We start from the raw sequence: 10,706 nt of genomic DNA on the forward strand, positions 1-10,706 counted from the left end.
ATACTCCGCTCTAGAGATTTGCTAAACGCTGTCTTGTTAAGAAGAAGCTAGCTATTAAAGGAAGCTAAATTACCGCAATATTTGTTAGCAGGAACCGCTTCCATCATCTTTTGCGGTGGTAGCTCTAAGTTGGTCATTAGTTCGATAAAGCTAGCGCGATGCCGAAGGCGGTTCGCTCCGCGACCATCGCGTTGGGCAAACCGAGGATTCCATCGCCTTCCCCAATTGTGGAAGCTGTACATCCCCGGTAGTCATGAGCATGATGTTTCCTGCTTAGGTGAAGGAGGAATTGAGCCAACAATTCCTCAAGAGTCAATTACACATTCATGTGCCGATCGCAAGTTTCTCTGTGGTCTTCCCCATGATCTTCTCTATGAGTTCCTCCGTGATGACTAGAACTAAGGCTACCGATTGAAGTTTGGTTAGTTTGCACGCTTGGAGTAGTTAGCTGTTGAGACTGACTAGGCAGTGGTAAAGAAATGGCTGCAAACAAAAGTGTTGATACAACTGCTAAGTGATACATAATAACCTCCAACAATATTCACCTGATTTAGCAAAACCTTAAATTTCGCTAATTCGTGTATTAAACAATCGCATGGCATTGAGCGTTACGAACAAGGAAGATCCCATATCTTCTAGCACTGCTACTGGTAAACCGATTATCCCTAGAGTTCCCAAGAGGATAAACGTGCCATTCAAGACAAGCGCCAGGATAATACTTTGCTTGATTACTGACAGGGTGCGTTGGCTGAGTTTAATTGCATAAGCCAACCGCCGCAGGTCTCCACTTGTTAGTACAACATCAGCTGTTTCCAAGGTAACGTCGATGTTGCCAACTGCAAAACTGACATCAGCGGCTGCCAAAGCGGGAGTATCGTTGATGCCGTCCCCGACCATACCTACCACTCCAGCGCGGCGAAGTTTGTAGATTGCCTGGAGTTTGTCTTCGGGTAGTAATTCTGCTTGATATTCATCAATGCCGACTTGTTGAGCAATTTGTCTAGCTACGGGAGAGCGATCGCCTGTCAGCATTACCAGCTGCTTCAATCCAATTCGTTTCAACGCTCGCACCGCTTCTGTGGATTCCAGACGCAAACCATCTGCTAGAGCGATCGCACCGATTAAGCCTTGACGAGTCCCGACTAATACGGGAGTTTGTCCCTGTGATTCCATCTCGGTCAGTAAGGATTCACCTGCTGCTGATAATGAAATTTCTTGCTCGGTAAACAATCGACGATTGCCGACAAAGTAAATCGACTGTCCAAACTTTGCCCAAACTCCTTTACCAGGGACAGCAGTAAAGGATTCTGGCGACTCCAATTCCATTTCCTTTGCTTTTGCTTGTGCCACGATCGCCTTTGCCAACGGATGCTCTGATTGTTCTTCTAAAGAGGCAGCAATTAGTAGCACAGTATCTGCACTTATTTCCCCTAAAGTATAAACCTCTTGCACAACAGGCATTCCTTGAGTAATCGTGCCAGTTTTATCAAAGGCAAGGGTTGTCAATCGTCCAGCTGTCTCCAGTGCATTGCCGCCTTTAAATAACACCCCTTTTCGGGTTGCCGCCCCAATTGCACTGACCAGAGAAACGGGGGTAGCAATTACCAAAGCGCAAGGACAAGCAATGACGATTAATACCAATGCTTTGTAAAACCACACATTAAACGGTTGAGCAAAGAATAACGGCGGAACAAATGCAATTCCTGCTGCAAGAGTCAGAACAATCGGTGTGTAAATGGTAGAAAAACGGTCAACCCACTGCTGAATAGGAGCGCGGCTCTCTTGGGCTGATTCCACTAGATGAATGATGCGGGAAACTGTTGTGTCTTTGACGGAGTGGGTTACTTGAACTGACAAAAAGCCAGTGGAGTTCAACGTACCTGCGAAGACGCGATCGCCCTTCTCTTTGTCTTCTGGAATCGCTTCCCCAGTGATTGGTGACTGATCGACCGCACTTATTCCAGATATCACTACACCATCTAAGGCAATGCGTTGTCCTGGTCGAATAGTTAAGATTTCGCCTACCCCAATTGTTTCAACCGAAGCTGCTATTTCTTGTCCGTTCCGCTTGACTGTAGCAGTAGGTGGAGTTAAATCCATCAAATCGCGAATCGCATTGCGAGTACGGCTGAGGGTGAAGGTTTGTAATGTTGTCCCCAAGGTAAACAAGACGATGACTAGTGCGCCTTGGAACCAATAGTTCAAGATTGCGGCTCCAATTGCGGCAAGCGTCATCAGCAAGTTCATGTCGGCTCGACGCAATTTCAGAGAGATCCAAGCAGCTCGGGCGATCGGTAATTCAGCAACAATTAAGCTAATGGCATAGAAGCTTTGGGCAACCCAATAGAGTGAAAATACTCGTTCGACAATTACCCCTAGCACCAAGCCAATGCTACTAAAAAGGACAGTCTGTCCCCTTCGCGTCCTCAGCCAAAACTGCCAACCTGTTAAGTCAGGTTTTGGCGATCGCTGATTGGCTATCGGCTGGTGAGGTGGCATAGCATCAGAGCCAGTGCCAATATGTCCTACATTCGCGCTTGTCACTTCCTCGACGGTATAACCCAAAGCATTAACTCGATTGAGAATTACTGATTCGCTAATTCCAGTTGGGTCATAGGATACTTCTAGCCGTTCGGTTGCAAAACTGACTGAAACTTCAGAAATCCCTGGCAGTTTCTGGAGACTAGCTTCAATGGTCTTAGCACAACTGCCGCAATCCATTCCACTGACCTTGGCTTGAAGTTTTTGACTAGAGGACTGCGCCGGAGCCTGCTCAATGGTGTAGTCCAAGTCAGTCACGCCTTTGATAATATCGACTTCACTAATTTGTTGAGGGTTGTAGGATACGGCTAATCGCCCTGATGCAAAGTTGACCGATACCTCAGTCACTCCAGTTAACTGCTGCAAGCTAGCTTCAATGGTCTTGGCACAACTACCGCAGTCCATTCCATTAACCTTGGCTTGAAACGTTTTGCCCTGATTGGCTGGAACGATGTCAGTGGTATAACCCAGAGCGGTAATGCGATCGCGAATGGTAGATTCATTCACGAGCTTCGGGTCAAAAGACACATTTAATCGCCCTGTGGCAAAACTCACGGATACCTCAGTGACTCCAGGCAGCTGCTGCAAACTCGCTTCAATTGTTTTGGCACAGCTGCCACAATCCATACCACCAATCTGTGCTTGTTGGATTTTGATAGAGGGAGTGGATGTCATCTTAGGTGATTCGCTAGAAGATTTTAATTATGGAAAGCTTTCTGAGTGTTCAATCGCTTATTCCAAACTGGGTACGCCAAAGCCGATCGGCTTCTAAACTAACATATCAGCATATTATCATTTACTGATATGTTAGTCTATGACTAGATAGAGAGTTGCTCGGATAAATCAGCAAAATATTATTAGTGGCTGATAAGCTAATATTTTAGAACTTTACTAATGTCAATGATTGCTCAAACTAATAAAGTTGACTTGAAAGCCAAGCTGTTTCGCGGCTTTTCCGACTCCTCGCGTCTATCCATCCTCAATGCATTGCGTGTCGGGCCGTTAACTGTCAACGATATTGTTGAAGCTACAGGACTAAACCAATCTAATGTTTCTAACCATCTTGGGTGTCTACGCTGTTGCGATCTGGTTGTCCGCTCCCAGCGAGGACGTTACGTGTATTATCAACTGGCTGATGCAAGAGTAGCCAAGTTTCTAGACTTAGCAGATGAACTGCTAGCGGACGTAGCCAAGGGTGTCTTTGAATGCACTCACTACGATCTGCCAAAAGAGGCTAAAAATGACAAATGCAATAACCATTGAGGTTGTTACCTAGTCAAATTGATAATGCAAAGACGTGCTAATTACTACTTTTTTATAAGCATATTCACATATATTTTTCCAGAGAAGATGACATTCATCCAGCATAAATACTATTGACTTTCCTTCAAGACAGTAAAAGATGCCAAATGGGTTCTATATAAATATAGTTATTAAATAATAATTGCTAAAAAAAACTTAAAACCCAAAACCCAGCACTGGTAATGTTCCAGATGACCAATGACCAATAGACCTCTTGCAAAAGTCCCCTAAACCCCACCCCCAGCCCCTCCCCGCCTGCGGGGAGGGGTTCTTATTTTGGATTTATGCAAGAAGTCTAATGACTAATTCATCACTGGCTCAACGCCCCGCTATCGCTAACAGCACTACTCGTTGAGTCGCTATCATTAGAGGAAACCATGACTGGTTGTTGATATAGTGGCACAGTGAATGTGACTGTTGAGCCAAGTCCTTCGCCCAAACTATAAAAATGTACCTCGCCGCCCATTGCCTCCACTAGCTTTTGGGATATTGCCAGTCCCAAACCTGTGCCGCCGTACTGGCGAGTGCGGGAGCCATCCACCTGAGAGAATAATTGAAACAGTTTATCTTGTTTGTCTAAGGAAACACCAATACCAGTATCTGCCACACGTACTCTCACCATCCCAGGAAATTGCTGCTCTTGAAAGTTCGCCTTTTTGATTACTAAATCGGCGCTGACGGTAACGCCACCCTCATGGGTAAATTTGATGGCATTACCTACCAAATTGAGCATCACTTGTAGCAACCGTTGGTAGTTACTTTGGACAATGATTTCATCAGAGGTAGCAGGCATTTGCATCAGAAAACTGAGATTTCTCATTTCTGCTTGAGGACGCATGAAACCTTCTACATGACTGAATAGCTCATCTAGCTTGACTGGAGCGTAAGCTAGTTCCATTTTCCCAGCTTCAATTTTGGCAATGTCTAAAATATCGTTGATGATGTTCAGCAGATGTATCGATAAGTGGTGAGCTTCTGCCAAAAACTGATTTTGTTCTTCTGGGTCATCTGCCATCCCTTCCAAAATCAGCTTCAAAAAGCCAATCATACCGTTGAGGGGAGTACGAATTTCATGGGATACATTAGCTAGAAACTCGCTTTTGAGGCGGGAAGCTTCTTCGGCATTTTGACGCGCTATTTCTAATTCTTCATATAAAGTAGCATGAGCGATCGCAGTTCCCAATTGATCTGCTGCTTCTTTTGCCAGTTCTAATTCCGATTCTGTTAATTTATAGCATTCATCCTGCCAATTCAAGGCAACCAATCCATTAGCTTGGTCTTGATAGCAAGTTGCAACTACCAAAGTTTTCTGCCGCCCTGACTCTTGGTATCCAGCCACTTCCATCATAACTGGTTCTAGGGTTGCCAAGGCTTGAGCAAAGGCAGGCTCAGAAGCTATATCTATATCTAAGCCAAGCATTGATTTGAGTTCTGACTGGCGATACTCAGCCTTCACCTGCACTTTGGAGCTTGAGGGCTGATAAGGACAAATAATGCAGCGTTCTAGCCGCAGTGCTTTCCCCAAACTGTCAACTGTTTGCTGCCAAATAATATCTAAATCCAATGTCCGGCGAATATTTCTGGTAATGCGATTTACGAGTTTTTGGTGTTGCTGCGATCGTAAAGCTAACTCTATTTGTGTGGGCATTTTTGATGCCGCACGCGCTTGTTTTTTGTTTAGTGTCGCTTGCACTAACCGTCCCATCACTAAAACTGTAGTGGCAGTTGTTCCCAAACTCGGCATAATCGGACTAATCACTAAGTCCAACTCAAATAATTCCTTGTGATAGCTAAACCAACACTGAAACCTTTCTGGCACCAAACTTGTCAAAATTCGGTGCAATCGTTCCAAGTAAGTAACCTTATCCACAGGAGCAAAGATTTGGGTCTGGTTGAGTTCGTCAACTATTTTTTCAGTATTTAACCCCAGGAGTTCGCTGTACTGCCAACAAAAGGTCAGATAGCACCCTGTCCCATCTTGCGTATACACCAACTCGGCTCCTAGAGTTGGTAATGAGCCATCAGTCTTACTGGTAATAGATTCCAGATTTTGGGAAAATACATTTGACAATTGGGAATCGGCAGTAATAGTCATTAATTGAGTTGGATAGACAAAAGGTATCCGACCGTAATTTTACTAAAGCCGCTGAAATTTATACATAAATTTTTACAGCTTTTTTGTGTATTATTGGGTATATTTTGGTGTTTTGGAAACCAGATTGGCAAACTTAACTTTTTTTAACTTGCATTGACATTTGAACTAATAATGGCGTCAATCGTTCCATTCACCGCGAGGAGGAATAGGGCTACGCACAGGTGTACGTGTTAGTTCGTCATCTCTGAGGAGTTCACCCCGTAACCACTGGCGAATCGCCACCTCAATTACTTTACTTGGGTCATTGGTGAGATGCTGAATTTGCTTTAGTAACTCGGAGTCTAAGCGGACAGCAATTTCTACCTTATCGGCTTGTATTTTTTCCGCTTCGGTAGTTTTCTCTTTCATATTCATAGGTTTATATACTCTGAATTCTCTGAATTGGTTTTGTCTAAAGCTTTGTAAAGTAGTTATATTCATTAATTTGAGCTAATTTGCTGAAAAATTTCCAAGGGCACAGTTAAATACTTCCCTGAAATAGCACCAAAGTAACAGCTTTAAGTTTTAAATCACAATTTTTCATATAACTGACTAGACAATAGCTCTAGAAATTTTGCCGATAGATCAGCGATCGTGGGCAATTACTGATCGCAATTGCCCACGATCCCTACATGTACTTATTTACATTTATTGTACGCTCCTAGCTGTTGAATACTAGCAGTGACAAATAGACTTTCATAATATTCTTAAAAGTCCACCTATTTAGATCGAAAGTTAAAGATGGGGTGAAGAGGCGCAGAGTGCAGAGGGGCAGAGGAGCAGGGGAGGTAGGGGAGGTAGGGGAAGTAATAATAACTCTTAACTCCTAACTTTTAACTTCTGAGTGCTGACTGCTAACTCAGCACTCAGAACTCGGAACTCAGCACTAAAAAGCTAGCAGCGTCTTGGCTAAGAAAGCATTAAAATACATTAAGTAAATTGCCCTTTTAACTTTGGTTGCTGCTAAGGCAAAGATAGTATATGACTGACGTTCCCGCAGTTCGCATTCGCAATTTTTGTATTATTGCTCACATCGACCACGGGAAATCAACCCTCGCCGATCGCTTGCTACAAGCCACTGGCACTGTTGAAGACCGACAGATGAAGGAACAGTTTCTCGACAATATGGATTTGGAACGGGAGCGCGGTATTACGATTAAGCTGCAAGCTGCCCGGATGAACTACACAGCTAAGGATGGTCAGCAGTATGTGCTGAACTTGATTGACACTCCGGGACATGTGGATTTCTCTTATGAAGTCTCACGCTCTCTTGTTGCTTGCGAAGGAGCGCTATTGGTAGTAGATGCGTCCCAAGGTGTAGAAGCGCAAACTTTGGCTAATGTATATTTAGCGTTAGAGAATAACCTAGAAATTATCCCGGTTTTGAATAAAATTGATTTGCCAGGGGCTGAACCAGAACGGGTAATTGGCGAAATTGAAGAAATTATCGGTCTAGATTGCAGTGAGGCGATTCTGGCTTCTGCTAAAGAAGGAATTGGTATTGATGAGATTTTAGAAGCAGTTGTCGAGCGGATACCACCACCGCCAAATACGATAAATGAACGCTTACGAGCGTTAATTTTTGATAGCTATTACGACAGTTACCGAGGAGTAATTGTGTATTTTCGAGTGATGGATGGCACCGTGAAAAAAGGCGATCGCATCCATCTAATGGCATCTGGTAAAGAATTTGAAATTGATGAGTTAGGTGTCCTTTCTCCGACTCAAAAGCAAGTTGAAGAACTGCACGCTGGGGAAGTCGGCTATTTGGGAGCGGCAATTAAAGCTGTAGCTGATGCACGGGTAGGAGACACAATTACCCTCAGTAAGGCGAAAGCAGATGCACCCTTACCAGGTTACGCAGAAGCGAACCCGATGGTTTTTTGCGGGATGTTCCCCATTGATGCCGATCAATTTGAAGATTTGCGCGAAGCCTTGGAAAAGCTGGAACTCAACGATGCAGCGCTGCATTACGAACCCGAAACTTCCAGCGCAATGGGGTTTGGCTTCCGTTGCGGGTTCTTGGGTTTGCTGCACATGGAAATTGTCCAAGAACGTTTAGAGCGAGAGTATAACCTAGATTTAATCATTACAGCTCCTTCTGTGGTTTATAAGGTGATTACCATCAAAGGTGAGGAACTGTACATCGATAATCCTAGCCGTTTACCTTCTCCCAACGATCGCGAAAGAATTGAAGAACCTTACGTGCAAGTAGAGATGATTACCCCGGAAACTTATGTTGGCACCTTGATGGAGTTGTCACAAAATCGTCGGGGCATCTTCAAAGATATGAAATATCTTGCCCAAGGACGAACCACCCTCACTTATGAGCTACCCTTGGCGGAAGTCGTGACTGACTTTTTCGATCAGATGAAATCGCGATCGCGCGGTTATGCCAGTATGGAATATCACCTCATTGGCTACCGTGAAAATCCTTTGGTGAAGCTGGATATCATGATTAATGGCGATCCTGTGGATTCCTTGGCAATGATTGTACATCGAGATAAAGCTTACAACGTTGGGCGGGCAATGGCAGAAAAACTCAAGGAATTGATTCCCCGCCATCAATTCAAAGTGCCAATTCAGGCATCTATTGGCAGTAAAGTTATTGCCAGCGAACATATCCCCGCTCTGCGGAAAGATGTGCTAGCCAAATGCTACGGTGGTGACATCAGTCGCAAGAAAAAACTTTTGCAGAAGCAAGCAAAAGGTAAAAAGCGGATGAAATCTGTAGGTACTGTAGATGTACCCCAGGAAGCCTTTATGGCAGTACTGCGCTTGGATCAAAGCTAATAGAATTCAGAATTCAGCTAAATCACGTATTGGCATGTAGGGTAGGTTCCTCCTGCCCCCTGCCCTTTGCCCATCGTCTACTGTTGATCAGCTTTAACAAAATCACTGTTAAAAAATCTAAAAATTTTAGTCAAAATTTTAGTCAATGTACTCACTGCATTGGCCATACTTGTATTTTTAGGTAAATGTAGTTTGTTAGATATTTATGAAAGTGTTGGGGAGGCTAGTAGATGAAGATACTGGTACTGAGTTGGGAGTTTCCACCAAGGATTGTTGGGGGAATTGCGCGACATGTGGCGGAGTTGTACCCGGAACTGGTAAAGCTAGGACATGAAATTCACCTGATTACAGCAGAGTTTGGTCAGGCGTCGATGTATGAGGTAGTTGAAGGAGTAAAGATACATCGAGTGCCAGTGGCATATAGCAACGACTTTTTCCACTGGGTAGTCAATCTCAACTTGAGTATGGGAAATCACGGTGGTAAGTTGATTTTAGAAGAAGGGGCCTTTGATTTAATTCATGCCCATGATTGGTTAGTCGGAGATGCTGCGATCGCTCTCAAGCATAATTTTAAAATACCACTAATTGCTACAATTCATGCTACCGAATACGGACGTTATAACGGTATTCACACAGATGTCCAAGGTTATATAAATGGCAAAGAAACCTTGTTAGCTTTCAACGCTTGGCGGATTATTGTTTGTAGCGATTATATGCGCCAAGAAATAGAAAGAGCATTGCATAGTCCTTGGGATAAAATCGATGTCATTTATAACGGTATCCGAGCCGAAAAGAAACAGCATCACATAAATTTTCATCCTCTGGATTTTCGCCGCCAATTTGCCACAGACAATGAGAAAATCGTTTATTACCTTGGTCGCATGACCTACGAAAAGGGTGTACCGATATTACTCAATGCTGCACCTAAGATCCTTTACCAAATGGGGGGTAATGTCAAATTTGTCATCGTTGGTGGCGGGAATACTGACCATCTCAAGCGCCAAGCCTGGAATTTGGGAATTTGGCATCATTGCTATTTTACCGGTTTTCTCTCCGATGAATACTTAGATAAATTTCAAACTGTCGCAGACTGCGCGGTGTTTCCGAGTCTTTACGAACCCTTTGGAATTGTAGCTTTAGAAAGCTTTGCCTCTCGTGTACCTGTAGTAGTTTCTGATACTGGTGGTTTTCCTGAAGTCGTGCAACATACCAAAACAGGCATTGTCACTTGGGTGAACAATCCCGATTCTTTAGCTTGGGGAATTTTAGAAGTGTTGAAAAATCCCGGTTATCGCCAATGGCTGGTAGATAACGCTTATGAGGATTTAGAGCGACGCTTTAGCTGGTCGAAATTAGCTAAGCAAACAGAGGAAGTGTATCAGCAAGTTGTACAAGAGCGATCGCAAATTGCCTGGTAAGATAGATCCTCGACTTCTTCAAGAAGTTGAGGATCTAAAATTTTATTTAAACTTGCATAAATCCTTAATCAACCTTTGATAAATCCATTGATGCGGCACATCAAAACAACATTGCTGTAATTGTAGATGCTGTTTATGGTCACACTGGTGATAATTTTCCATCGTGCTGTTATTCTCGCGCAAACATAGTAACAAGTTTAGCCTAGTAGCACTTAACTTTAGCGATCGCGATCAAAGTGTACTCTTCTGGTTCCTAATTACTGGCAATTATCAGGAATAACTCAATGGTAAAAACAATTTAATCGGCGTTCCCAGTTATTCCGAATATTGGGTAACTATTCCCAGCAATTACGGAAGCATTTGGACAACCAACACCTAATCTATTTTAGATTTTATCTGGCTAGAATTATACGCTACAAGCAATTTCGGCGTTGCATAAGTGCGGGATGAATCAGGTTAACACGGGTATTTTCCCGTACTTCAAGTAATGAAGTAATAATCGAATTGAATACTTCAGC

At 43.6% G+C, this 10,706-nt stretch carries 8 protein-coding genes; 3 read left to right on the forward strand and 5 right to left on the reverse strand.

Annotation, left to right across the window (positions count from 1 at the left end):
- Positions 1-47: 47 nt before the first annotated feature.
- From V7K89_RS31600 to V7K89_RS31610, 3 genes are all read right to left on the reverse strand, one after another.
- On the reverse strand, positions 48-242 hold the full coding sequence (locus V7K89_RS31600) for a hypothetical protein (protein WP_335194418.1): 195 nt from the start codon (positions 240-242) through the stop codon (positions 48-50).
- A gap of 74 nt (positions 243-316) precedes the next feature.
- Complete coding sequence (locus V7K89_RS31605; RefSeq protein ID WP_335194420.1) at positions 317-523, reverse strand: hypothetical protein; 207 nt, start codon at positions 521-523, stop codon at positions 317-319.
- Between the two features lie 38 nt (positions 524-561).
- A complete protein-coding gene (locus tag V7K89_RS31610; RefSeq protein ID WP_335194422.1) occupies positions 562-3,216 on the reverse strand; it encodes a heavy metal translocating P-type ATPase in 2,655 nt (884 codons plus the stop codon).
- 219 nt (positions 3,217-3,435) lie between these two features.
- On the opposite strand from V7K89_RS31610, the gene V7K89_RS31615 reads away from it, so the two are divergent.
- Positions 3,436-3,804, forward strand: a complete 369-nt coding sequence (locus V7K89_RS31615; RefSeq protein WP_335194424.1) for an ArsR/SmtB family transcription factor — start codon at positions 3,436-3,438, stop codon at positions 3,802-3,804.
- A gap of 349 nt (positions 3,805-4,153) precedes the next feature.
- On the opposite strand, the gene V7K89_RS31620 is transcribed toward V7K89_RS31615, so the two are convergent.
- Positions 4,154-5,938, reverse strand: coding sequence for a sensor histidine kinase (locus tag V7K89_RS31620; protein WP_335194425.1), 1,785 nt, complete (start codon positions 5,936-5,938; stop codon positions 4,154-4,156).
- 177 nt (positions 5,939-6,115) lie between these two features.
- A complete protein-coding gene (locus V7K89_RS31625) occupies positions 6,116-6,352 on the reverse strand; it encodes a hypothetical protein (protein WP_335194427.1) in 237 nt (78 codons plus the stop codon).
- A gap of 606 nt (positions 6,353-6,958) precedes the next feature.
- Between V7K89_RS31625 and lepA the strand changes: the two genes are divergently transcribed.
- Positions 6,959-8,770: a translation elongation factor 4 gene (lepA, locus tag V7K89_RS31630; RefSeq protein WP_335194429.1), complete on the forward strand. Its 1,812-nt coding sequence runs from the start codon at positions 6,959-6,961 to the stop codon at positions 8,768-8,770.
- Positions 8,771-9,000: 230 nt separating this feature from the next.
- Positions 9,001-10,188: a glycosyltransferase family 4 protein gene (locus V7K89_RS31635; protein WP_335194431.1), complete on the forward strand. Its 1,188-nt coding sequence runs from the start codon at positions 9,001-9,003 to the stop codon at positions 10,186-10,188.
- The last annotated feature ends 518 nt before the right edge of the window (positions 10,189-10,706 follow it).

Origin of the sequence: Nostoc sp., from assembly GCF_036917515.1 — a bacterium.
Lineage (GTDB): Bacteria > Cyanobacteriota > Cyanobacteriia > Cyanobacteriales > Nostocaceae > Nostoc.

What these genes read in the sequence shown, in the direction of transcription:
- V7K89_RS31600 (WP_335194418.1), bottom strand. Translation starts at nt 242, where the DNA reads ATGTACAGCTTCCACAATTGGGGAAGGCGATGGAATCCTCGGTTTGCC.
- V7K89_RS31605 (WP_335194420.1), bottom strand. Translation starts at nt 523, where the DNA reads ATGTATCACTTAGCAGTTGTATCAACACTTTTGTTTGCAGCCATTTCT.
- V7K89_RS31610 (WP_335194422.1), bottom strand. Translation starts at nt 3,216, where the DNA reads ATGACATCCACTCCCTCTATCAAAATCCAACAAGCACAGATTGGTGGT.
- V7K89_RS31615 (WP_335194424.1), top strand. Translation starts at nt 3,436, where the DNA reads ATGTCAATGATTGCTCAAACTAATAAAGTTGACTTGAAAGCCAAGCTG.
- V7K89_RS31620 (WP_335194425.1), bottom strand. Translation starts at nt 5,938, where the DNA reads ATGACTATTACTGCCGATTCCCAATTGTCAAATGTATTTTCCCAAAAT.
- V7K89_RS31625 (WP_335194427.1), bottom strand. Translation starts at nt 6,352, where the DNA reads ATGAATATGAAAGAGAAAACTACCGAAGCGGAAAAAATACAAGCCGAT.
- lepA (WP_335194429.1), top strand. Translation starts at nt 6,959, where the DNA reads ATGACTGACGTTCCCGCAGTTCGCATTCGCAATTTTTGTATTATTGCT.
- V7K89_RS31635 (WP_335194431.1), top strand. Translation starts at nt 9,001, where the DNA reads ATGAAGATACTGGTACTGAGTTGGGAGTTTCCACCAAGGATTGTTGGG.